Annotated in this window: 21 protein-coding genes; 11 read left to right on the top strand and 10 right to left on the bottom strand. The window is 71.5% G+C overall.

All coding sequences use genetic code 11. The features are described 5' to 3' along the window. The first annotated feature begins 20 nt into the window (after nt 1-20). The 3 genes from ACFZAT_RS26910 to ACFZAT_RS26900 are packed head-to-tail and all read left to right on the top strand — an operon-like array spanning nt 21 to nt 3,048. Nucleotides 21-383 carry a hypothetical protein gene (locus ACFZAT_RS26910; RefSeq protein ID WP_391268003.1) on the top strand — a complete coding sequence of 121 codons (363 nt, stop codon included), beginning with the start codon at nt 21-23 and terminating at the stop codon, nt 381-383. Next, the gene (locus ACFZAT_RS26905; RefSeq protein WP_391268002.1) at nt 380-1,861 is read left to right on the top strand and encodes a cation acetate symporter; all 1,482 of its coding nucleotides are present in this window, start codon (nt 380-382) and stop codon (nt 1,859-1,861) included. Before ACFZAT_RS26910 ends, ACFZAT_RS26905 begins: the two co-directional genes overlap by 4 nt. Next, nucleotides 1,858-3,048: a histidine kinase gene (locus ACFZAT_RS26900; protein ID WP_391268000.1), complete on the top strand. Its 1,191-nt coding sequence runs from the start codon at nt 1,858-1,860 to the stop codon at nt 3,046-3,048. Before ACFZAT_RS26905 ends, ACFZAT_RS26900 begins: the two co-directional genes overlap by 4 nt. Nucleotides 3,049-3,086: 38 nt before the next feature. Here the strand turns inward: ACFZAT_RS26900 and ACFZAT_RS26895 are convergent, their stop codons facing one another. The 3 genes from ACFZAT_RS26895 to ACFZAT_RS26885 all read right to left on the bottom strand — a co-directional run bounded on the left by ACFZAT_RS26895 (nt 3,087) and on the right by ACFZAT_RS26885 (nt 4,908). Then, nucleotides 3,087-3,593 (bottom strand): hypothetical protein, encoded by a 507-nt coding sequence (locus ACFZAT_RS26895; protein WP_391267998.1) that lies wholly within the window; start codon nt 3,591-3,593, stop codon nt 3,087-3,089. 133 nt (nt 3,594-3,726) lie between these two features. Beyond that, nucleotides 3,727-4,284: a sigma-70 family RNA polymerase sigma factor gene (locus tag ACFZAT_RS26890; protein WP_391267997.1), complete on the bottom strand. Its 558-nt coding sequence runs from the start codon at nt 4,282-4,284 to the stop codon at nt 3,727-3,729. 162 nt (nt 4,285-4,446) lie between these two features. Further along, nucleotides 4,447-4,908 (bottom strand): universal stress protein, encoded by a 462-nt coding sequence (locus ACFZAT_RS26885; RefSeq protein WP_391267996.1) that lies wholly within the window; start codon nt 4,906-4,908, stop codon nt 4,447-4,449. Between the two features lie 164 nt (nt 4,909-5,072). On the opposite strand from ACFZAT_RS26885, the gene ACFZAT_RS26880 reads away from it, so the two are divergent. Next, entirely contained in the window at nt 5,073-5,915 is an 843-nt protein-coding gene (locus ACFZAT_RS26880; RefSeq protein ID WP_391267995.1) for a polysaccharide deacetylase family protein, read from the top strand. 10 nt (nt 5,916-5,925) lie between these two features. Here ACFZAT_RS26880 and ACFZAT_RS26875 read toward each other — a convergent pair whose 3' ends face one another. After that, on the bottom strand, nt 5,926-6,585 hold the full coding sequence (locus tag ACFZAT_RS26875) for a class F sortase (protein WP_391267994.1): 660 nt from the start codon (nt 6,583-6,585) through the stop codon (nt 5,926-5,928). A gap of 313 nt (nt 6,586-6,898) precedes the next feature. Between ACFZAT_RS26875 and ACFZAT_RS26870 the strand changes: the two genes are divergently transcribed. After that, complete coding sequence (locus ACFZAT_RS26870; protein ID WP_391267992.1) at nt 6,899-7,531, top strand: hypothetical protein; 633 nt, start codon at nt 6,899-6,901, stop codon at nt 7,529-7,531. A gap of 93 nt (nt 7,532-7,624) precedes the next feature. On the opposite strand, the gene ACFZAT_RS26865 is transcribed toward ACFZAT_RS26870, so the two are convergent. Then, nucleotides 7,625-8,179 (bottom strand): hypothetical protein, encoded by a 555-nt coding sequence (locus ACFZAT_RS26865; RefSeq protein WP_391267991.1) that lies wholly within the window; start codon nt 8,177-8,179, stop codon nt 7,625-7,627. 163 nt (nt 8,180-8,342) lie between these two features. Continuing rightward, the gene (locus tag ACFZAT_RS26860) at nt 8,343-9,110 is read right to left on the bottom strand and encodes a hypothetical protein (RefSeq protein ID WP_391267990.1); all 768 of its coding nucleotides are present in this window, start codon (nt 9,108-9,110) and stop codon (nt 8,343-8,345) included. A 1,122-nt stretch (nt 9,111-10,232) separates the two neighbouring features. On the opposite strand from ACFZAT_RS26860, the gene ACFZAT_RS26855 reads away from it, so the two are divergent. Together ACFZAT_RS26855 and ACFZAT_RS26850 are read left to right on the top strand one after the other, a co-directional pair. After that, a complete protein-coding gene (locus ACFZAT_RS26855) occupies nt 10,233-11,051 on the top strand; it encodes an SAM-dependent methyltransferase (RefSeq protein ID WP_391267988.1) in 819 nt (272 codons plus the stop codon). Continuing rightward, a complete protein-coding gene (locus ACFZAT_RS26850) occupies nt 11,048-13,222 on the top strand; it encodes an EAL domain-containing protein (protein ID WP_391267987.1) in 2,175 nt (724 codons plus the stop codon). Before ACFZAT_RS26855 ends, ACFZAT_RS26850 begins: the two co-directional genes overlap by 4 nt. Before the next feature lie 21 nt (nt 13,223-13,243). Here the strand turns inward: ACFZAT_RS26850 and ACFZAT_RS26845 are convergent, their stop codons facing one another. Further along, on the bottom strand, nt 13,244-14,143 hold the full coding sequence (locus ACFZAT_RS26845; RefSeq protein ID WP_391267985.1) for a LysR substrate-binding domain-containing protein: 900 nt from the start codon (nt 14,141-14,143) through the stop codon (nt 13,244-13,246). A gap of 96 nt (nt 14,144-14,239) precedes the next feature. On the opposite strand from ACFZAT_RS26845, the gene ACFZAT_RS26840 reads away from it, so the two are divergent. Genes ACFZAT_RS26840 through ACFZAT_RS26830 form a run of 3 tightly spaced genes read left to right on the top strand, consistent with a single transcriptional unit; the run spans nt 14,240 to nt 17,641 of the window. Continuing rightward, nucleotides 14,240-14,947: a succinate dehydrogenase gene (locus tag ACFZAT_RS26840; protein ID WP_391267982.1), complete on the top strand. Its 708-nt coding sequence runs from the start codon at nt 14,240-14,242 to the stop codon at nt 14,945-14,947. Nucleotide 14,948: 1 nt separating this feature from the next. Continuing rightward, a complete protein-coding gene (locus tag ACFZAT_RS26835; RefSeq protein ID WP_391267980.1) occupies nt 14,949-16,898 on the top strand; it encodes a fumarate reductase/succinate dehydrogenase flavoprotein subunit in 1,950 nt (649 codons plus the stop codon). Then, a complete protein-coding gene (locus ACFZAT_RS26830) occupies nt 16,895-17,641 on the top strand; it encodes a succinate dehydrogenase/fumarate reductase iron-sulfur subunit (RefSeq protein ID WP_361021012.1) in 747 nt (248 codons plus the stop codon). Before ACFZAT_RS26835 ends, ACFZAT_RS26830 begins: the two co-directional genes overlap by 4 nt. A 53-nt stretch (nt 17,642-17,694) precedes the next feature. On the opposite strand, the gene ACFZAT_RS26825 is transcribed toward ACFZAT_RS26830, so the two are convergent. Further along, nucleotides 17,695-19,464, bottom strand: coding sequence for a glycosyl hydrolase family 18 protein (locus ACFZAT_RS26825; RefSeq protein WP_391267979.1), 1,770 nt, complete (start codon nt 19,462-19,464; stop codon nt 17,695-17,697). A 247-nt stretch (nt 19,465-19,711) separates the two neighbouring features. Next, complete coding sequence (gene uvrA, locus ACFZAT_RS26820; RefSeq protein WP_391267977.1) at nt 19,712-22,126, bottom strand: excinuclease ABC subunit UvrA; 2,415 nt, start codon at nt 22,124-22,126, stop codon at nt 19,712-19,714. 72 nt (nt 22,127-22,198) lie between these two features. Here uvrA and ACFZAT_RS26815 point away from each other — a divergent pair, with 72 nt between their 5' ends. After that, nucleotides 22,199-22,684 carry a hypothetical protein gene (locus ACFZAT_RS26815; protein WP_391267974.1) on the top strand — a complete coding sequence of 162 codons (486 nt, stop codon included), beginning with the start codon at nt 22,199-22,201 and terminating at the stop codon, nt 22,682-22,684. Between the two features lie 36 nt (nt 22,685-22,720). Here the strand turns inward: ACFZAT_RS26815 and ACFZAT_RS26810 are convergent, their stop codons facing one another. Further along, nucleotides 22,721-22,936 (bottom strand): dodecin, encoded by a 216-nt coding sequence (locus ACFZAT_RS26810; protein ID WP_073967229.1) that lies wholly within the window; start codon nt 22,934-22,936, stop codon nt 22,721-22,723. Nucleotides 22,937-23,100 lie beyond the last annotated feature (164 nt).

Genomic DNA, 23,100 nt, shown 5'->3' with positions numbered 1-23,100 from the left:
GCCGCATAAACTCCGGCCCCATGTCCGCAGAGCCCACACCCCGGCGCGAAGTGGTGACGGGGGAGCCCCGGCGGGTGCGCCCGCTGCCGCGCTACCGCACCCAGTCGGAGATCGACGAGCAGACCGCGCTCGGCGGCGCCTACGTCCGCTCGCTGATGCGGGGGCAACTGCGGGCCGGACTCACCGCCTTCGCGGTCCTCGCCGTCGTCGTGGGCACCCTGCCCCTCGTCTTCGAGGCACTGCACAGCTCCGCCGTCGTCTGGGCGGTCCTCGGCTTCGCCGCCTACCCGCCGCTCACCGTACTCGCCTGGTGGTACGTGCGCCGCGCCGAGCGCAACGAGAGCGACTTCGCCCGGCTCGTGGAAGGCCGCTCCGCCCCGTGAGCCGCACGTACGCGGTGGCGGCCGTCGCCGTCGTCGTCCTGGCCACCGTCCTCGTCGGCGGCTTCGGACTGCGGATCTCGCGCACCACCTCCGACTTCTACGTGGCCTCGCGCACCGTGCGCCCCCGGCTCAACGCGGCCGCCATCAGCGGCGAATACCTCTCCGCCGCCTCCTTTCTCGGCATCGCGGGCCTGGTCCTCGTGCACGGGCCCGACATGCTCTGGTACCCGGTCGGCTACACCGCCGGCTATCTGGTCCTGCTGGTCTTCGTCGCCGCCCCGCTGCGCCGCTCGGGGGCGTACACCCTGCCGGACTTCGCCGAAGGGCGCCTGGAATCCAGGCAGGTACGCAGACTCGTCAGCGTCCTCGTCGTCGGCGCCGGCTGGCTGTACCTGGTGCCCCAGCTCCAGGGCGCCGGACTCACCCTCAAGATCCTCACCGGCGCGCCCGGCTGGCTCGGCGACGTGCTCGTCGCCTCCGTCGTCGTGCTCGCCGTCGCGGCCGGCGGAATGCGCTCGATCACCTTCGTCCAGGTCTTCCAGTACTGGCTGAAGCTGACCGCGCTCCTCGTCCCCGCGATCTTCCTGGTGCTGGCCTGGCAGGGCGACGGACAGCCCCGCATCACCTTCGACGAACAGCTCTCCCCGTTCCGCGCCGACCACCCGCTGTACGCGACCTACGGCCTCATCGTCGCCACCTTCCTCGGCACCATGGGCCTGCCGCACGTCGTCGTCCGCTTCTACACCAGCCCCAACGGTCGCGACGCCCGCCGCACCACCGTCGCCGTCCTCGCCCTCATCGGCGTCTTCTACCTCCTGCCGCCCGTCTACGGCGCGCTGGGACGGCTGTACGCCCCCGAGCTGATCCACGGCGGCGACGCGGACGCCGCCGTGCTCCTGCTGCCCGGCCGGGTCATCGGCGGACTCGGCGGCGATCTGCTCGGGGCGCTCGTCGCGGGCGGCGCGTTCGCGGCGTTCCTCTCCACCGCGTCCGGGCTCACCATGGCCGTCGCCGGGGTCATCACCCAGGACGTGCTCCCCTCGCGCGGGGTACGGCACTTCCGGCTGGCCACCGTCCTCGCCATCTCCGTGCCCCTGGCCGGCTCACTGATGGTCAGCCGGGTCCCCGTCGCCGACTCCGTGGGCATGGCCTTCGCCGTCTCCGCGTCCTCCTTCTGCCCGCTGCTCGTCCTCGGTATCTGGTGGCGCCGGCTCACCCCGCCAGGGGCGGTCGCCGGTCTCCTGCTCGGCGGCGGCTCGGCGCTGCTCTCCGTCGCCATCACCGTCAGCGGCGCGGTGCGCCCGCCCGGCTGGCCGCACGCCCTGCTCGCCTGGCCCGCCGTCTGGTCCGTGCCCGTCGGCTTCCTCGCCATGATCCTGGTCTCCCTCGCCACGCCGAGCCGGATACCGCCCGGCACCAATGCCGCCATGACCCGCTTCCACCTGCCCGAAGCGCTCACCACCGGGAGGCACCGGTGACCGGGGCCGGCTACGCCGCCATCGTCGTGCTCGCCCTCCTGCTCTTTGGCGGGGGCCTCCTCCTCGGCCGCCGCACCGCCCGGCCCGTGCGGACCAGCGACGTCGGCACGCCCGTCGAGCACGCCACCTTCGAGACCCTGCACACCGCGTCCCTGGCGGCGCCCCCGCTCCGCGCCGGGCTCACCGAGGACAGCGCCCGCCGGTCGGCGCGGAGGCTGCGCTCACTCCTCGGCACCGACGCGCTGTGCCTCACCGACCGGGACGGGGTCCTCGTCTGGGACGGCGAGGGCGACCACCACGGCCGCGACGTCATGGAGCAGGTCGCGGGCGTCCTGGAGACCGGCCGCGACACCGCCTTCCGCAGCGGCTGCGACGACCTGGACTGCCCGCTGAAGTGGGCCGTCGCCGTGCCGCTGACCGTCGACCACCGCGTCCTCGGCACCCTCGTCGCCTACGCCCCGCGCGAATCGGCCGTCCTGGCCCGGGCCGCCGGCGAGGTCGCCCGCTGGGTCTGCGTCCAGTTGGAACTGGCCGAACTCGACCGCTCCCGCACCCAGCTCATCGAGGCCGAGATCAGGGCCCTGCGCGCCCAGATCTCCCCGCACTTCATCTTCAACTCGCTGGCCGCCATCGCGTCCTTCGTCCGCACCGACCCGGAGCAGGCCCGCGAACTGCTCCTGGAGTTCGCGGACTTCACCCGCTACTCCTTCCGCCGCCACGGCGACTTCACGACCCTCGCGGACGAACTGCACTCCATCGACCAGTACCTCGCCCTGGTCCGGGCACGCTTCGGCGAACGGCTCTCCGTCACCCTCCAGGTCGCCCCCGAGGTCCTGCCCGTCGCCCTGCCCTTCCTCTGCCTCCAGCCGCTCGTCGAGAACGCCGTCAAACACGGACTCGAAGGCGCCGTCACCTCCAGCCGCATCACCATCAGCGCCCTGGACGCCGGCTCCGAGGCCGAGGTCGTCATCGAGGACGACGGCACCGGCATGGACCCCCAGCGCCTGCGCCACATCCTGCGCGGCGAGGGCGGCCGCTCGACCGGCATCGGCCTGCTCAACGTGGACGAACGACTCCGCCAGGTGTACGGGGACGAGTACGGGCTCGTCATCGAGACGGGCATCGGGGCGGGGATGCGGATCACCGTACGGCTGCCGAAGTACCGCGCGGGGGTGCACGGGTCCTGACGGGCGGGCCCAGCCTGATCCAAACGACAAGGCACCCCCTAGTACAGGTGCACTGCGAGATGCCCCAGCGGCAGGCCCAGCTGCCAGGCCGGGGTCCACACCCGTGCCTCCTCCTCCGGGCCCTCCACGGCGCCTTCGTCCGGCTCCCAGGGCGGCAGCTGCCCGATCGCCTCCAGATCTGCGGCCAGCAGCTCGGTCTCCTCCAGCCACCGCCACGCCGACCGGGCCAGCGCCAGATCGGCTCCGGTGCCGCCCGCCACCGGGGCGGCCAGCCGGGCGCGCACCCAGTGGCGCCACGGAGTGCCGGACGCGGTGAGCAGCCGCAGCTCGTCCACCCGGGCGGCCGGCAGCGCCCCGGCCACCGCACCGTCCAGCAGGAAGATGGTCAGCGCCAGCGCGTCCCGCCCCGCCCGGAACTCCAGCGTCGCCGGCTCCATCAGGTCGCCGGTGCGCAGCAGTTCGTCGGCCAGGTACTCCGCGTACATCCAGGCCATCGGGACCGGCAGCTCGCCCGCGCCGGACCTCTCATGACGTTCCGGAGGCATCCCGTTTCGCCCCATTCCCTCGGTCTCGGGCCCGTACGGCCGGCGGGCCGCCCGGCCGGTCGCCCACGCAGCATTGAACCGGGGGAGCGCGCCCCGCGTGGCCGGAAATGCGGGATCCGCCGCACCGGATCCGTCACAGGCACGAGCTGCCGACGACCGTCCGCCCCTGCGACGGCCGTCGTGTGTAGCCGGGGAGATTGCGGGAGAGCAGCCGCAGCGCGTAGTGCGAACGCGACTTGACCGTGCCCGCCGGTATCCCCAGCACCTCGGCCGTCTCGCCCACGCTCAGCCCCCGGAAGTAGATCTGCACCAGCACCGACCGGTGCTCGGGGCTCAGGGCGCGCACCGCCTCGCGCACATCGAGCGCGGCGACCGCGGACTCCGCCGTGTCGGACCCCGCAGGGGCGCACTCCAGACCGGCGTCACTGACCTCGGCCGGGCGGGCCAGCCGGGAACGCCTGGCATCGATCGCCAGCCGGCGGGCCACGGTGAACAGCCAGGGCCGCATCGACTCGTACGGGCCGTCGAACGCCTCGGGGTGCTGCCAGGCGCGCACCAGCGTCTCCTGGAGCAGGTCCTCGGCCCGTTGCCGGTCGCCGAAGGTGAGACCGAGCAGGAAGTGGAACAGGGCGGGTCCGTGTTCACGCTGGAGTTCCGCGAGCGCCCGCTCATCGGTCTTCGTCGTGGTCATGGTGAACGCCCTTCCCGCCAGGTCCGGCCTCGCTGCCGACCTGGCGTATCCGAGCGCATTCAGGCCACGAGGAACAGGACAAAAGCCGCCCCGTGCGACGAGCGGTCGCTCAGAGCGGCGAATGGTGCGGTGAACGGTCGGACGACACCCCGGACCGGGGCGCTACGGCACCACGGTGACCGGCCAGCGGCCGGCCTTCACCAGGCGGACGGCCACCGAGCCGATGAAGCGGTGCCCGGCCGACTCCGACGCGCCCACCACCACGGCGTCCGCCTTGAGTTCGTCGGCGGCGGTCACCAGACCGTTGTACGGGTCGCCCCGGAAGGTGTGGAACTCCCAGCGGACATCCCATATGTCCTTCATCCGGGCCGTCGACTGCCGGATCTCCTCCACCAGCCCCTCGGCCACCTCGGCGGTCGCGTCGGCGACCGGAGCCCCGAGCGCCGCGCCCGCGGCCAGCACCGGCTGGACGTACACCAGCGCCAGCATGGCCCGTTGCCGGCGCGCGAGGCCGGCCGCGTAGGCCGCCGCGCGCATGGACGACTCGGAACCGTCGAGGCCCGCGACGATCACTTTCGGTCCGTCTGTGCCACGTTCGAACTGGTGGGAGTGCTGATCTGTCACGGCAGTGAGGCTATCGGCTCTCCCCACGGCTTCCGGCCCGGCCTCCCGGGGAGCCGTGACCCGCTCACCGGGGGCGCAGGGCTTTCCCCGCCATCCGGGTGCAAAAACCCCGGCGGCCGGTGTCGCTGAGTCGGACGGCGGGACCTGCGTGCGAGCAGTGGGGGATGAAGAGTGAGCACAGGCTGCCCCCGCGGCGAACGGTCCTGCGGCTGGCCGCGGGACTGGGAGCCGCCACCGCCGTGGGGCTCGTCGCCGCCGACCCCGTCACCTCCCCGGCCCGTCCGGCGTCGCCCGCCGCAGGGGCGGCGGGACCCCCGGCCGCCGCCTTCCGCGGCCGGCCGCTCGCCTACCGGCTGCGGCCCATGACCGGACAGACCCCGCCCCGCTACCGGCCGGCGACCCCGCCGGTCCGTACCCGGCCGTTCGAGGAGCTGCCCGACATCGGACGCGCCATGGTGCTGTCCTTCGACGACGGCCCCGACCCGCTCTACACCCCGCACATCCTGGACACGCTGCGCGAGCACGACGTACGGGCGATGTTCTTCCTCTGCGGGGAGATGGCGAACGACAACCGCGACCTCGTCCGCCGGATCTCCGACGAGGGGCACACCGTGGGCAACCACTCGTGGACGCATCCCCTGGTCACCAAGCTCTCCCGGGCCGCGATCACCGACGAGCTGGGCCGTACCAGCGAGGTCATCGAGAGGATCACCGGCGCCGGGCCGCTCTGGTACCGGGCGCCCTACGGTGCCTGGAACCGCAACTCCTTCGAGATCGGCGCCTCCCTGGGCATGGAACCCATGGCCTGGACCGTGGACACCCTCGACTGGACCGTGCCCGGCACCGAGACCATCGTCCGCCGGGTCAGACAGGGCGCGGGCCCCGGGGTCGTGGTGCTCTCGCACGACGCCGGCGGCAACCGCGCGCAGAGCGTGGCGGCGCTGCGCCGGTATCTGCCGGAGCTGCTGGAGGACGGATACCGGCTCACGGTGCCGCGACGGCTCTGACGGGGGAGGGTCAGCGGGTGTCCACCAGCCGGGCGAAGACCACGACGTTGCCGTCGTAGCCGTCGGCCTTGGTGTATCCGCCGCCGCAGGTGATGACCCGCAGCTCCGGCTGCCCGGTGTCCCCGTACACCCGGGCGCCGGGGAAGTCGTTCTTGGCGAAGACCTCGACGCCGTACACCTCGAAGACCGCCACCCGGTCGTCGCTGCGGTCGACCTCGATGTGGTCCCCCTTCTTCAGCGAGCCGAGCCCGTAGAAGACGGCGGGACCCGCCTTGTTGTCGACATGGCCGACGATGACGGAGGTGCCGGTCTGTCCGGGGGCGATGCCGTTCTGGTACCAGCCGGCCAGATTGGGGTCCTCCGGCGGCGGGGTCTCGATCCAGCCGTCCTGGTCGAGATTCACATCGATGACCGGTGCGTCGACCTGGATGTCGGGGATCGCCACGCGGGCGACGGGCGCGTACGGGAGCGGCTTGACGACCGGGCCCGCGGCGGGGGCGGCAGGGGCGTTGTTCTGGTGGCCCACCGATGCGGCGGCGACCGGCTGCGGGGGACCGGGGGAGAGGTCGGCCCCGTTGCGCATGAGTGCCAGACCGGAGAGCATCGCCAGCGCGAGCGCGCCCCACGGCGAGTGTCGGATCCGTTCCGGTCGCCAGTTGTCCCGGCCCATGGTTCTCCCTTCGTCGCGACGAGCAGAACGCTAGGCGCGGTGCCACCGGGCGGCGATCAGAGAAGGGCGAACGGGTGGCGGCGCACCACCCGGATGCTTATCGGAGTAGCGCGCGTACAAAAATTCTGACGGCCCGTGACCTGGGCATCCGTCAGCTTCCGGGGTGTCCGCACGGCGTGTCGGATCACCGGTCCGGAGCAGCGCCGAAATGCGGGCGATCAAGGTTCTGGTGAGGGTTCGTCATGGGAGGCGTTCTCGTCGATCCATCCCGGCGCACAGAGCCCCGGGGCGCTTCCCGGTGGAGGTTGGAACGATGCGTGCTACACGCGGTCTGGTGGTCGCGGCGGCCGCCGTCGCCGCCCTCGGGGCCGGCGCCCCGATGGCGACCGCCGGCGGAGACGTCGGGAACAACCAGAACAACAATCAGAACAACAACCAGAACAACGGCAACAACCAGAACGACTGGAACGACCAGGGCGGCTGGAACAACGGCAACGGGAACGGCAACAACAACGGGAACGGCAACAACAACGGCAATGGGCGCAACAACGGCCCGAACAACGTGACCGTCGACCCCGAGCGCGTGCACCAGGGCGCGTCCATGCAGGTCAGCGCCGAGGGCTGCGGCCGGGGCGGCAGCGTCTCGTCCAACGCCTTCCGCACCACCCGGCTCTCGGCCGGCCGGGTCGGCCAGGCCCGGGTCCGCATCTTCAACGACGCGACGCCCGGCACGTACAACCTGACGGTCCGGTGCGACGGCACCGACCGGACGGCGAGCCACCGCTTCACCGTGCTCGACAGCCGGGGCGCCCAGGGCGGGCTCGGCGGCTCGATGGCGGCCACCCCGGCGGAGATGGGCGTCGGCGCCGGTCTGGTCGCCTCGGCGGCCCTCGGCGGAGGCGTGTACCTCGTGCGCCGCCGGAGGACGGGCGAGGGGACGGCCTGACCGTCAGGACGCCCCCGCCGGACCGATAACGAAGTCGCCCCGAGTCCTGTGACAGGACCCGGGGCGACTCTCGTTGCCCATCCGCTCGTACCGTCAGTGCGAGCGGCTCTCCCTGCGGCGGCGCACGAAGAACACGACACCGGCCCCGGCGGCCACGGCGAGCGCGGTGCCCGCCACGATCTCACCGGAGTTCACGCTGTCGATGCTGCCGCCCAGGCCGCCCTGCACGCCGGCCGGCGAGGCCGGGGCCGCCGCCGTGCTGGTCGAGCTCGTGGTGGGTGTGCTCGTGGCCGCGCTGACGGTGAGATTCACCTTGGCCGTGGAGCTGGGCGTGGTGTTGCAGATGAACGTCACCTCGTAGGCGGCGCCCGGCTTGGCATCCCAGTCGACCGTGGCCTGGGCGCTGCCGTTCACCGGGATGGTGACGGTGTCGAACACCCCCGAGGACGCCGTGGCCGTCGTGGAGCAACCCCGGGCCGCCAGAGTGACCTTGCCCCCGGGCGCGACCACCGACGGCGTCACGGTGTACCCGTTCCCGCCGCCCGACGGACCGCCCGCAGTCGCCGCGTACGCGGTCACGGCCGGGCCGGTCAGGGCGAGTGCGGCGGCGCCGAGCAGAGCGACGGGGGCGACACGTATTGCGCGCATGGTGAATCCTCCGGGTCCCCGAGGAGCAGCTGCGGAACGGATTTCCACAAAGTGTCAGAAATGCACCTCGAATGCCGTCCACGCTAGAAGTGGTGCATTTCGCTCGCGATCGGGGTCCGGCGAATGGGGCACCGCTGTCCCCCAGGCGGCGCACCGGTCCCGGCTAGCCGTCCGCCGCCCCCGGGAAGAGGTCGAGGAAGGGTGCGGCGGTGGCCGAGAAGCCCCGTCCGAACGGTGAGTCGAAGTCCCAGATCAGGAAGAGCAGGAAGGCGATCAGCACACTGAAGAGCCCCGCGAGCAGGAGCTCCCGGAAGGTGCGGCGGATCTGCAGTGTGAAAATCAGGCCCACGGTCACCAGGGCGCCGATGACCAGCCCGAACCACACCACCCCCGGCATGGTCGCGCCGGCGCTCTGCCCCCGTGCGCTCCGGGCGTCGTCCGCGGCGGCCACCTGGTCGACCAGCGGCTGATACGCCTGCCCCTCGTGGTCCGTCTTCGGCCGGTAGTCCGTGACGTCGTCGCGGACCCGGTCCAGCAGTTCGGCCCCGCGGTCGCCGAGCGTCCCGTGGCTGGTCATGGTCCGCCACTCGTCGTGCACCACATAGCTCACGTACGCGTCTACGTCGGCCCGGATACGGGTGCGCACCTCCTGCGGATAGACGGCGGAGCGTTCGCTCACCTCGTGCAGGGCCTGGGCCTCCTGGCGTACGTACTCCTGCGCGGCGCCCCGGCCCTCCCAGACGCCCGCGATGGCGAGGCCCAGCACGATCGCGTAGATCACTCCGATCATCATCGTCATGTACTCGATGACGTCAGGGGTTTCGGACGGGTCGTCGTCCTCCGGGAGTCTGCGGTTGCTGAGGACGGCGATGGTCAGGACGACGGCGGTGGCCGCGACCATGGCGAGCGTGAGGACGAGCCATTCCGACATGGGCGTCTCCGGGATTCATCGGGAACGGGGGCGCAGCACCGCGACGGCGAACACCCCGGGGGCCGTGATCATCAAGGTGAGCGTGACCAGGGAGGTGTGACGCTGCGGCGGCTTCCGCACCGGTTTGCGGTAGGCGGGGAGTGCGACGTGGACGGAGGGCGAGGGCCGTACCGAAGGTGAAGGACTCGGCTTGGGCTTGGGCTCGGGCTTCGGGGCCGGCGGCGGGGGAGGGGGTGGCGGGGGTGGTGCCGGTGCGGGTTCGGGTGCCGGGGGCGGCGGTGGAGGAGGGGGTGGCGGAGGCGGTGGTGGTGCCGGTCTCGGGGGCGGCGGTGGTGGCGGGGGCGGCTTCGGTTTCGGCGTGGGCGTCGGAGTGGGCTCCGGCACCGGGCCCGCGAAGCAGCTGCCGTCACCGCTGACGGCCAAGGCCGTACCGCCGTCGCCCTCCCCGATGGACGCGTACGCGCAGCTGTCGGCGGTAGCGGGGGTGGGGGCGGTCAGCAGCCAGGTGAGCGCGAGTGCCGCGGCCAGCCGCCAGAAGAGTGATCCGTACACGACCGGGAGCATGTTCCGGGCCGTACGGCGGCACGCCGGACCCCCTCCGGATTCGCCTGATGGAGGGGACCTGGGGTGCCCGGGGTTTGGCGAGGGTGAAATGGAACAGGGGCATGCCCGGCCCCGGTCTCCGGAAATGGCCGATTGTCGACCCTCCCCGCGGGAATGGCGCCAAAGGACGTGTCACCGGTCCCGCGCATTCCCGGCCCTCGGCCGACGACGGGGAGACGCGAGCCGGTCCGGCGGAGCCCGGACGCACCCGTCGCGCCCCGAGGGCTTCCGGCCCGCGAACGCCAACGTCCAAGGCCCTCACGGGACATGGTGCCCGGCCTTCGGTGACGCCGACTTCTCTGACGTGCCAAAGTAGTCCGGGAGTGAACTATTCGATCCCTCTCGTTCGGCGAATGTGACGGGCAGCGACGAGTCGGTTGCACATGCCATGGGAGTGTGACCAATAACGGACGGCTAATTTCCGTTTCCACTCGCTCTCTTGGCGGTGGATCAGTAGCCTCTGGTCCACACTGACCATGGACATGGCCGGATCGCCGTGGCGACTAGTTGGAGACATCGATGGAGCGTCCCGCCTGGGCACCGCAAGGCATAGACATTTCGGTGCCGAGCGTGTCCCGAATGTATGACTTCTATCTGGGCGGCTCGCACAATTTCGAGGTGGACCGGGAAGCGGCCCGGAAGGCCATGGAGTTCATGCCGGGACTTCCGAAGGTCATGCAGGCGAACCGGGCCTTTATGCGCCGCGCGGTACGCCACGCGCTGAGCGAGGGCGTCACCCAGTTCCTCGACATCGGTTCCGGGATACCCACCTTCGGCAATGTCCACGAGGTCGCCCAGGCGATCGACCCCGCCGCCAAGGTCGCCTACGTCGACCACGACCCGGTGGCCGTCGCGCACAGCCAGGCCGTCCTCGAAGGCAACGCGGGCGCCACGATCGCCTCGGCCGACCTGCGCCGTCCCCAGGAGATCCGGGACAGCCCCGAGGTGAGCAAACTCCTCGACTTCGACCGCCCCGTGGCGCTGCTCCTCGTGGCCGTACTCCACTTCATCGAGGACTCCGACGACCCGCAGGGCGCCGTCGCCGCGCTCCGCGACATGCTCGCCCCCGGCAGCCTCCTGGTCGTCACCCACGCCGCGTACGAGGGCATTCCGCTGCCCCGCGAGGAGGCCGGCGGCGCGGTCGGCGTGTACCAGAACATCCGCAACCCGCTCATCATGCGCACCCGCGAGGAGGTCGCCCGCTTCTTCGACGGCTTCGAGCTGGTCGAGCCCGGCCTCGTCGCGATGCCGGAATGGCGCCCCGAGAACGCCGCCGCCCCCGAGAACGAGGACCCATACGCCTTCTCGGGCATCGCGGGAGTGGGACGCAAGGCGTGAGCATTCCCGCCCAGCCGTCCGGAGGCCCGGAGGCGGCGCCCGACGGCCCCGAGGACAGGCTCCGGAGGTTCGCCACCATCTGGAGCCGGGCCATCTTCCCGTCGACGGCCACCTCCCTGACCCGGCCCGAGTTCGAGCAGCACCTGCTGCCGCTGGCCCGTACGCTCAGCGAGACCCTGCACGCCCGTCCGTTCGACGCGGCCGCGGCGACCGGGGTCGGCGGTGCGCTCGTCGCCGCCCACTGCACCGACCCGGACGCGCTCAGCTCCACGCTCGGCGTCGTCGACTCGTACCTGGTGCTCTACTGCGGCAGCAACGGACCGGTGCCCCTCACCACCGAGGACAGCCGCTCCCGCTGCGCCCGCATCCAGCACGCGGTGGCCGCCGGCTTCACCCAGGCCCTGCGTGAACGGACACTGGCCGAGCAGGAGGCCATCGCCCGCTCGGCGCTCACCGCCCGCTCCGACGCCGAACAGGCCCTGCACGCCACCGAGGCACGCTTCCGCGCCGTCTTCAAGGACGCGGCCATCGGCATCGGCATCGCGGACCTCGACGGCAATGTGCTGGAAGTCAACGACACCCTCACCCGGATGTTCGGCGGCCTGGAGAACCACGTCCTGAGCCACCGCGTCAACGAGTGGGTCCACCCCGAGGACTCCCCGCAGGTCTGGAAGTACTACAACGAGCTGGTACGCGGCGAACGCGAGCACTACCGCGTCGAGAAGCCGTACTACCGCAACGACGGCACCGTCCTGTGGACCAATCTGACGGTGTCGCTGCTGCGCGATGCCGAGGGACGGCCCGAATACCAGCTGGCGCTGCTGGAGGACACCACCGAGCGCCGCCTGCTCAACCTCCGGCTGCGCTACGAGGCGACCCACGACGCGCTCACCGGGCTGCCCAACCGGACGCTCTTCTTCGAACGCCTGGAGAAAGCGCTCTCAGCGGGCGACGGCAGCCGTTTCGGCCTCTGCTACCTGGACCTGGACGGCTTCAAGGCGATCAACGACAGCCTCGGCCACGCCGCGGGCGACCGGCTGCTCGTGGAGGTCGCGGACCGCCTGCAGAGCTGCGCCACCGCCTCCGGCGAGATGGTCGCCAGGCTCGGCGGCGACGAGTTCGTCGCGCTGACGACGAGCTTCGACAGCCCCGCCGAGGTGGACGAACTCGCCTGCCGCATTCTCAGCGTCCTCGGCACGCCCATCCGGCTGGACGGGCGCGAGCTGACGGTGCGCGGCTCGATCGGCGTCGTGGAGGGCCCCGCCGGGGAACGCAGCGCCGCCGAGGTGCTGCGCAGCGCCGACATCACCATGTACCGGGCCAAGTCCGCGGGCGGCAACCGCTTCGAGCTGGCCGACGCGGAGGCGGACGCCCGGGCCATCACCCGGCACGGTCTGACCACGGCCCTGCCGGCCGCCCTGGAACGCGGCGAGTTCTTCATCGAGTACCAGCCGCTCGTGCACCTCGACGACGGTACGGTGCACGGCGCCGAGGCCCTGGTGCGCTGGTGCCATCCGCAGCACGGGGTGCTGGGACCCGACCGGTTCATCACGCTGGCCGAGCACACCGGGCTCATCGTGCCGCTCGGCCGCTGGGTCCTTGAAGAATCGGTCCGCCAGGCCAACTTCTGGCAGGAGCGGCACACCGACGGCGGCCCGCTGCGGATCAACGTCAACCTCTCACCGGCCCAGCTGCACCACCCGCAGCTGGTCGCGGAGACCGTCGACGTCCTGGAGCGCTCCGGGCTCGAAGCCGGTGCGCTCTGCCTGGAGGTCACCGAGTCGGCGCTCATCGGGGCCGACGAGGACGTGCTGAAGCCGCTGCGCCAGCTCGCCGAGATGGGCGTCGACATCGCCCTGGACGACTTCGGTACCGGCTACTCCAACCTCGCGAACCTGCGCAGGCTGCCCGTGAGCGTCCTGAAGCTGGACCGGTCCTTCACCCAGGGCATGCAGCACCATCCGGCGGACCCGGTCGACCTGAAGATCGTCGAGGGGATCGTGTCGCTCGCGCACAGCCTCGACCTCGCGGTCACCGTGGAGGGCGTGGAGACCGGCGCCCAGGCCGAGCAGCTGCGGCAGCTGGGCTGCGACACGGCCCAGGGCTGGTACTACGCCCGCCCCGGTGCCCCGGACCGCATCCACTCGCTGCTGCTGGCCGACGCGGTGTGAGCCGGGCGGGCGCGGCGTCCCTCAGGGGGCCGCGCCCGCCCGCCCCGCCAGCAGGACCCGCTGGAGCTCGCGGGCCGCGCGCGGCGGGGCCACGTCGCTGCGGTGCGCCAGTGCGATGGTGCGGCGCAGTCCGGGCCGGGCCAGCGGTGTCGTACGCAGGTCGAGACCGCTCCGGGTGGCGACCATGTTCGGGACGACCGCGATGCCCAGGCCCGCGCGGACGAAGCCGAGCACCGCGTCCATCTCGCCGCCCTCCACCGTGAACGACGGCTCGAAGCCCTCCGCCCGGCAGGCGGCCACCGTCAGCTCCCGCAGGTCGTAGCCGTGCCGGAACATCACCAGCGGCTCGCCCTCCAGATCCTTGATCCGGACCCGCCCGCCCCGGCCCGGCCGGGGACGCTGCGCCGACGAGACGACCACCAGGTCCTCCTGAAGCAGCTCGACCGTGGTCAGCGCCGGTGAGGCCGCCGGAAGCGGCAGCACCACCAGGGCCAGATCGAGCGCCCCGCGCGCCAGCTCCCGTACGAGATCGTGCGAACCGCCCTCCTCCAGCAGCAGCTGGATACCCGGATGCAGGTCGTGGAAGGCGCGCAGCACCTCCGGCAGCAGGCCCGTGCACACGCTGGGCGTCGCCCCCAGCCTCACCCGGCCCCGGCGCAGCTGCGCCAGCTCCTGCACCTCGTGGCGCGCCGTATCGGCGTCGGCCAGGATGCGCCGGGCCAGCGGGAGCAGCGCCTCGCCCGCGTCGGTCAGGGTGATGTTCCCGCGCGCCCTGCTGAACAGCTCGGCGCCCAGCTCGTTCTCCAGGGCCCGGATCTGCTGGGAGAGCGAGGGCTGCGAGACGTGCACCTCCTCGGCGGCGCGGGTGAAGTGCCGGGCCTCCGCGACGGCCACGAAATAGGTGAGCTGCTGGAACTGCATGAACCCCACGCTAACCCCGCCTGATAGGCGGTGGCTATGGAGATCAGCTGCTCGATGTGTTGGACTGATCCCCTTTCCGGGCCTAGCGTCGTGCTCATGGCATTGGCAACCCGCACGGACCGACGGCCGTCCATGACGCGTACGCTCTGGGACTCGACCGTCGGCAAGAAGGCGATCATGGCCGTGAGCGGTCTGGTCATGCTCCTCTACCTGGTCGCCCACATGATCGGAAACCTGAAGATCTTCTTCGGGACCGACGAGTTCAACGGCTACGCGCACTGGCTGCGGGTGATGGGCGAGCCGGTCCTGCACTATGAGTGGGGGCTGTGGATCGTACGCGTCGTGCTCCTCGCCGCCGTGGTGCTGCACGCGGTCTCCGCGTACCAGCTCAGCAGGCGCGACCTGCGGGCGAGGCCCGTCACGTACGTCCACAAGAGGCCGCGCGCGAGCTACGCCACCCGCACCATGCGCTACGGCGGGATCATCCTCGGGCTGTTCATCGTCTGGCACATCCTGGACCTGACGACCGGCACCGTGCACTCCGGCGGCTTCCAGTCCGGCCACCCGTACCAGAACGTCATCGACACCTTCTCCACCTGGTACGGCAATGTCATCTACATCGTCGCGATGCTCGCGCTGGGGCTCCACATCCAGCACGGGTTCTGGAGCGCCGCGCAGACCCTCGGCGCCGGCCGCGCGAGCCGCGACCGCGTCCTGAAGACCCTCGCCAACGTCCTCGCGCTGGTGCTGACGGTGGGCTTCATCTCCGTACCCGTCGCCGTCATGACCGGAGTCGTGAGCTGACATGAACGACTACACGCACTACTCGACGGGCGAACCCGTCGTCGACACCAAGGCCCCCACCGGCCCCGTCGCCGAGCGCTGGGACACCCGCCGCTTCGAGGCGAAGCTGGTCAACCCCGCCAACCGGCGCAAGCACACCGTCATCGTCGTCGGCACCGGCCTGGCCGGCGGCTCGGCCGGCGCGACCCTGGCCGAACAGGGCTACCACGTCGTCCAGTTCTGCTTCCAGGACTCGCCCCGCCGGGCCCACTCCGTCGCCGCGCAGGGCGGCATCAACGCCGCGAAGAACTACCGCAACGACGGCGACTCGGTGCACCGCCTCTTCTACGACACCGTCAAGGGCGGCGACTTCCGGGCCCGCGAGTCCAACGTGCACCGGCTCGCCCAGATCTCCGTCGAGATCATCGACCAGTGCGTCGCGCAGGGCGTCCCCTTCGCCCGTGAGTACGGAGGGCTCCTCGACAACCGCTCATTCGGCGGTGTCCAGGTCTCCCGCACCTTCTACGCGCGCGGCCAGACCGGACAGCAACTGCTCCTCGGCGCCTACCAGGCGCTGTCCCGGCAGATCGCCGCGGGCAACGTCGAGATGCATCCCCGCACCGAAATGCTCGACCTGATCGTCGTGGACGGACGGGCCCGCGGCATCGTCGCCCGTGACCTCGTCACCGGCAGGATCGACACCTACTTTGCCGACGCGGTGGTCCTCGCCAGCGGTGGATACGGGAACGTCTTCTACCTCTCGACCAACGCGATGAACTCCAACGCCACCGCCATCTGGCGGGCCCACCGGCGCGGCGCCTACTTCGCGAACCCCTGCTTCACCCAGATCCACCCCACCTGCATCCCGCGCACCGGCGACCACCAGTCCAAGCTGACCCTGATGAGCGAGTCGCTGCGCAACGACGGCCGCATCTGGGTCCCCAAGGCCAAGGGCGACACCCGGCCGGCGAACGAGATCCCCGAGGACGAGCGCGACTACTACCTGGAGCGCCAGTACCCGTCCTTCGGCAACCTGGTGCCCCGCGACATCGCCTCGCGCGCCGCGAAGAACGTCTGCGACGAGGGGCGCGGCGTCGGACCCGGCGGCCAGGGTGTCTACCTGGACTTCGCCGAGGCCATCGGGCGGATGGGCCGGGCCAAGGTCGAGGAGAAGTACGGCAACCTCTTCGACATGTACGCCCGGATCACCGCCGAGGACCCGTATGCCACCCCGATGCGGATCTACCCGGCCGTGCACTACACGATGGGCGGGCTCTGGGTCGACTACGACCTCCAGACCACGATCCCGGGCCTCTTCGCGATCGGTGAGGCCAACTTCTCCGACCACGGGGCCAACCGCCTCGGCGCCTCCGCACTGATGCAGGGACTCGCCGACGGCTACTTCGTCCTGCCGTCCACCATCAACGACTACCTCGCCCGCAACCCGCACCACGACGACGTCGACGACTCGCACCCCGCGGTCGCGGAGGCCGTCGCCGAGACCGAGGACCGGCTCCATCTGCTGCTGGCCGTCGACGGCGACCGCACCCCCGACTCCTTCCACCGCGAGATCGGCGAACTCATGTGGGAGTACTGCGGGATGGCCCGCAACGAGGAGGGGCTGCGCACCGCGCTCGCCCGGATCCCCCTGATCCGCGAGGAGTTCTGGCGCCGCATCAAGGTCCCCGGCACCGGCGAGGAGCTCAACCAGTCGCTGGAGAAGGCCAATCGCGTCGTGGACTACCTGGAGCTCGCCGAGCTCATGTGCCTCGACGCCCTGCACCGCGCCGAGTCCTGCGGCGGCCACTTCCGCGAGGAGTCCCAGACCCCGGACGGCGAGGCCGCCCGGCGCGACGAGGAGTTCTCCTACGGCGCCGCCTGGGAGTTCACCGACACCGGTGCGGCCCCCGTGCTGCACAAGGAAGACCTCGTCTTCGAGTACGTCCACCCCACTCAGCGGAGCTACGCATGAAGCTCACCCTGCGCGTCTGGCGCCAGAAGAACGCAGACGCCCCCGGCGCCATGTCCACGTACGAGGTGGACGGCATCTCGCAGGACATGTCGTTCCTGGAAATGCTCGACACCCTCAACGAGGAGCTGATCCTCGCGGGTGACGACCCGGTCGCCTTCGATCACGACTGCCGCGAGGGCATCTGCGGCGCGTGCAGCCTCGTCATCAACGGCGATGCCCACGGCCCGGAGCGCACCACCACCTGCCAGCTCCACATGCGGTCCTTCGACGACGGCGACACCATCGACATCGAACCCTGGCGCGCCTCGGCCTTCCCGGTCGTCAAGGACCTGGTCGTGGACCGCTCGGCCTTCGACCGGATCATCCAGGCCGGCGGCTACATCTCCGCCCCGACCGGTACGGCGCCGGACGCGCATGCCACGCCGGTGCCCAAGCCGGACGCCGACTTCGCCTTCGAGCACGCCGAGTGCATCGGCTGCGGCGCCTGTGTGGCGGCCTGCCCCAACGGTTCGGCGATGCTCTTCACCTCGGCGAAGGTCAACCACCTCAACGTGCTCCCGCAGGGCGCCCCCGAGCGGGAGACCCGGGTGCTCGACATGGTGGAGCAGATGGACAGCGAGGGCTTCGGCGGCTGCACGCTCACCGGCGAGTGCGCCACCGCCTGCCCCAAGGGCATCCCGCTGCCGTCGATCTCGGCCATGAACAAGGAGTGGCTGCGGGCGACCCGCAAGGCCCGCCGCTGATCCACGGCACGCCGAGGGCCCCGGAGGCCGCCCGCCTCCGGGGCCCTCGGGGATCAGGACTTGGTGACGGAGAGGTCGTCCCCGTACACCGTGCCCTGGCCGTACCAGCCGTGCAGGTACACCGTGACCGAGCCGCTGGAACCGGTGGTGAAGGTCACCGACTGCTTGGTGTAGCCGTTGAAGAGACCCCAGGTGCTCGCCGTCGCGCCGCCCCGGACACCGAGGTAGGCGTAGTTCCCCTGGACGTAACCCTGCAAGGTGTACCTGGTGTTGGGGGAGAGGGTGAGCGTCTGCGCGCACTCGCCGGTCTGCGACGAGGTGGCCGCGACGGACAGCGCGTGCGTGCCGCCGTGCACCGGTGAGGAGACGACCGCGCCGCCCGGCTCACAGGTCCACGGACCCGGCGCACCGGTCTCGAAGTCACCGTTGACCAGGGCCCCCGTGCCGCCGCCTGCACCGGGCACCGTCAGGGTGAACGAGGCCGAGTGGCTCAGGGTGCCGGACGTGCCGGTCACGGTGACGGTGTACGTGCCGGGGGCGGCCGACGCCGAGGCGCTGAGCGTCAGCGTGGCGGAGCCGCCCGCCGTCACCGAGGTCGGGCTGAGCGCGGCGGTCACCCCGGCCGGGGCGCCGGTGGTGGTCAGCGCGACCGTCTTGGCTGCGCCGGAGGTCACCGCGGTCTTCACGGTGGCGGTCGTGGACTTGCCCGGCTCGACGGTCGCCGACGCGGGGGTCACGGCCACCGAGTAGTCGTCGGTCACCGGGCCGCTGCCGCCGCCGGTGAACGGCGCGAAGGTGTGCGTGAAGTACCAGGTGTCCTGCGCGATGCCGGAGCAGGTGTCGCTCCCGCCGGTGCCGGGGCAGCCGCCGTTGTCGCGCTGGAGCGCCCAGAACGACAGGGTGCCGACGCCCTTGGAGACCGCCCAGTCGTACACCACGGGCGCGTTGGCCGTGGTGAAGGTCTCGGCGGGTCCGTAGTCGTCGATGCCGGGCATCTCGATGATGCCGGTCATGCCCCAGAGCTGGGCGTCGGTCTTCGACGGGTAGAGCTTCGCCAGCTGGCCCTTCAGACCGGTGATCGAGGTCTGGGTGTCCTTGGCCATGTCGTGCGCGGCGCCGTCGTAGTAGTCGAACGTCATCAGGTTGACGACGTCGACCTGGGTGCCGTTGGACACCGCGTTCTTGAGCACCGCGAGACCGCTGCCCGCCAGACCGCTGGTCGTGGTGGGCAGGGTGTACGAGATCTGGAGCGGGCGGCCACTGGCGGCGGCCCAGTCCTGGACCTTCTTGAGCGCCTTGTTGCGGCGGTCGATGCCGGCGCTGTTCGTCAGCGAGTTGTCCTCGATGTCCATGTCGAGGCGGGTCACGTCGTAGGTCGTGATGACCTTCTCGTACGCGGCGGCGATCGAGTCGACGTTCGTACAGCTGTCGGCGATCTCGGTGCCGGTGTTGTCCGCGGTGAAGCCGCCGAACGACGGGATGACGTCGCCGCCGCGCGAACGCATCGTGGTGAAGTCGGCACCGAACTCGGACTGGGCGATCGGCATGCCCGAATCGCCGTTCCAGTACGGGGTGCAGGAACCCTTGGTCGCGGCCTGGATGAAGGCCATCGTCAGGTACTTGGCACCGGACGCCTGGGCGAGCGCGGCCGGGCTGTCGCCGTTCCACGCCTCGAAGTACGGGGCGAAGACATGGGCGGGCATGGGGGTGGCGGCGGTGGTGGCGGCCTGCGCTCCGGCGCCTGATCCGAGGACCAGGCCTGCGGACGCGACGGCGGTGGCCAAGGCGCTCAGGACGGCGCCGACTGTTCGTGGACGTCTCATGGGGCAGCTCCCAGCGGGGTGGGACAACGGGCGGATGCACGGCTCGGCCGCGCCCGGTGAGGGGCGCGGCCCGTTCCTGTGAGTCCCGGCCGGGGGTCACATGCCGCACGGCTGCGTACGACCGTGTGGCATGCCCATGATTGGTATGGACCAGATAACTGTCAACATTCTTTACTGTTTCATTTCTCTTCCCCGCGCCGCTCGCCAACCGGCATGCCGCTCGCCGGAGTTGAGGCCGGCCGACCGCTCAGGCAAGGCCCAGGGTAGTCCGCAGATACCCCGCCGTACGGCTCTGCGGCGCCCGCGCGACCTCCGCCGGCGGCCCCTCGGCCACGATCCGGCCGCCCCGGTCGCCGCCGCCCGGACCGAGGTCGATCACCCAGTCCGCACCCGCCACCACGGCCATGTCGTGCTCCACGACCACCACCGTGGACCCGGCGTCCACCAGCCCGTGCAACTGGCGCATCAGCACCTCCACATCGGCCGGATGCAGCCCCGTCGTCGGCTCGTCCAGGAGGTACAGCGTGCGGCCCCGGCGCGTCCGCTGGAGCTCCGCCGCCAGCTTGATCCGCTGCGCCTCGCCGCCGGACAGCTCCGTCGCGGGCTGCCCGAGCCGCAGATAGCCGAGTCCCACGTCCAGCAGCGTCCCCAGGCTGCGCGCGGCGGCCGGCGTCCCGGCGAAGAACCCGGCCGCCGACTCCACGGTCAGGTCCAGCACCTGGGCGATGTTCAGCCCGCGCAGCGTGACCTCCAGCGTCTCCGGGTTGTACCGCGCGCCGTGACAGTCCGGACAGGGCGCGTAGGTGCTCGGCAGGAACAGCAGCTCCACCGAGACGAACCCCTCGCCCTGGCACGTCTCGCACCGCCCGCCGGTCACGTTGAACGAGAACCGGCCCGCCCGGTACCCCCGCTCCCGGGCCAGGGGCGTGGCCGCGAAGAGCTTGCGCACCACGTCGAAGAGACCGGTGTACGTGGCCAGGTTGGAGCGGGGCGTACGCCCGATGGGCCGCTGGTCCACCTGCACCAGGCGGTCCACCGAATCCAGCCCCTCGGCGCGGGCGTATCCGGTCACGGGCCGTTCCTGGTCCTCCTCCGCCCCGCGCCGGTCCGCCAGCGCGCCCGCCAGCACCTGCCCCACCAGCGTCGACTTGCCGGAACCGGAGACCCCGGTCACCGCCGTGAACACTCCCAGCGGGAACGCCGCGTCCACCCCGCGCACATTGTGCCGCTCCACCCCGGACAGCCGCAGCCACCCGGACGGCGCGCGGACCTCGCGCGGCGCGGGCGGCGCGTCCGGGAACAGGAAGCGCCGGGTCGCCGACTCCGCGACCCCGGCGAGCTGGGCGGGCGGCCCGCTGTGCAGCACCCGGCCGCCGTGCTCACCGGCCAGCGGCCCCACATCCACCAGCCAGTCCGCCCGCCGCACCACATCCATCTGGTGCTCCACCACGAAGACGGTGTTGCCGGTCTCCTTCAGCCGTCCCAGCACCGCCAGCAGCGCCTCGGTGTCCGCCGGATGCAGACCGGCCGACGGCTCGTCCAGGACGTACACCACGCCGAAGAGCCCGGCGCGCAGCTGGGTCGCCAGCCGCAGCCGCTGGAGCTCGCCGGAGGAGAGCGTGGGCGCCGTGCGGTCCAGGCTCAGATAGCCGAGGCCCAGTTCGGTGACGGTCCCGATACGGGCGAGGAGGTCCGCCGTCAGCACCCGGGCCGTCGCGTCGCCGCCCGCCGCCGCCAGCACACCGGCGAGTTCGGTGAGCGCCAGGCCCGCGAGCTCCGCGATGGTGCGCCCCGCGAACGTGACGGCCATCGCCTCCGGCCGCAGCCTGCTGCCCCCGCACACCGGACAGGGTTCGCTGCTCAGGAAGCGCTCGGCCTTCGCCCGCAAAGTGGCGCTCTTCGAGTCGGCGAACGTGTGCATCACATAGCGCCGCGCGCTCATGTACGTGCCCTGGTAGGGACGTTGGATGCGCCCCGCCTCGCGCACCGGATGGACGGTCACCACCGGCTGCTCGTCGGTGAACAGGATCCACTCCCGGTCCGCCGGGTCCAGCTCCCGCCACGGCCGGTCCACGTCGTACCCGAGCGCGTCCAGCACATCGCGCAGGTTCTTGCCCTGCCAGGCCCCCGGCCAGGCGGCGATGGCGCCGTCCCTGATCGACAGGTCCGGGTCCGGGACCAGCAGTTCCTCGCTGGTGCGGTGGACCCGGCCGAGGCCGTGGCAGCGGGGGCACGCCCCGACGGCGGTGTTCGGCGAGAAGGCGTCCGAGTCCAGCCGCTCGGCCCCTTCCGGATAGTCCCCGGCGCGCGAGAACAGCATGCGCAGCGAGTTGGACAGCGTCGTCACCGTGCCCACGGACGAGCGGGCGCCCGGCGCCGACCTGCGCTGCTCCAGCGAGACGGCCGGCGGCAGCCCGGTGACCTCGCCGACGGCGGGCGCACCCACTTGGTGGATCAGCCGGCGCGCGTAGGGGGCGACGGACTCGAAGTAGCGGCGCTGGGCCTCCGCGTAGATCGTGCCGAAGGCCAGCGAGGACTTCCCCGAGCCGGAGACGCCGGTGAAGACGGTCAGGGTGTCGCGGGGGATGTCGACGTCGGCGTTCCGCAGATTGTGCTCGCGGGCGCCTCGGACCCGGACGTACGGATCGTGGGGCGAGGTCATGGGGGAGAGGTCTCCGTGCTCGGTGGTCGTGCCGGTCGGCCGGGCCGGTCCGCCGCTTGGTTTGCTGGCCGCATGAGAAACGACGAACGGCCGGTGGCCGTGTTCGATCTTGACGGTACGCTCGCCGACACCGCGCACCGCCAGCACTTCCTGGAGGGCCGCCGGGACTGGGCCGCCTTCTTCGCCGCCGCCGTGGACGACCCGCCGCTGGACGAGGGCGTACGGCTGGCGCTGAGCAGCGCCGAGGAGTGCGAGATCGTCTACCTCACCGGGCGGCCGGAGCGGTGCCGCAAGGACACCGAGGCCTGGCTGACCCGTACGGGGCTGCCCGAGGGGCGGCTGCACATGCGGCGCAACGACGACCGCAGGCCGGCGCGCAGGACCAAGCTGGAGGCCCTGGAGCGGCTCGGCCGCGACCGTACCGTGCGCATGCTCGTGGACGACGACGAACTGGTCTGCGACGCCGCCGAGCTGGCCGGGTTCACCGTGGTGCGGGCCCGCTGGACCCCGGCCTCGCCCGCGTTGAAGGACGCGCAGGAGGGCGAGGGGCGCACCTGAACCGGCCGCGTACGTGCGCGGCGACGGGCCGCCGCGTCACTTCGGGTCGTCGAGCCGGAAGCCCACTTTCAGGCCGACCTGATAGTGGGCGATCCGGCCATTCTCGATCTGGCCGCGCACCTGGGTGATCTCGAACCAGTCGAGATTGTGCAACGTTTCCGAGGCTCTTGCGACACCATTGCGAATCGCCTCGTCCACGCCCTCCTGGGAGGTTCCTACGATTTCGGTGACGCGATACGTGTGATTTGACACGGTCTGGCTCCTCTCGTCCTTACCAAGGTGCCCTACCTCGGCCCGGTTCGCGAGGGGTCGCGGACATCGCGCGGGTCCGTGCCGGAGCTTGACCAAAGTATTGGTCCATACCAAAATCCAGCCACGCCCGTGCGAGCGCAGCCCGCAGTCCCCCACACCGGGTC

Source organism: Streptomyces sp. NPDC008163 (genome assembly GCF_042956885.1).
In the GTDB taxonomy this organism is placed as follows: Bacteria; Actinomycetota; Actinomycetes; order Streptomycetales; family Streptomycetaceae; genus Streptomyces; species Streptomyces drozdowiczii_A.
Note: the sequence above shows the minus strand (reverse complement) of the source record. Positions and strands in the feature narration are given on the sequence as shown.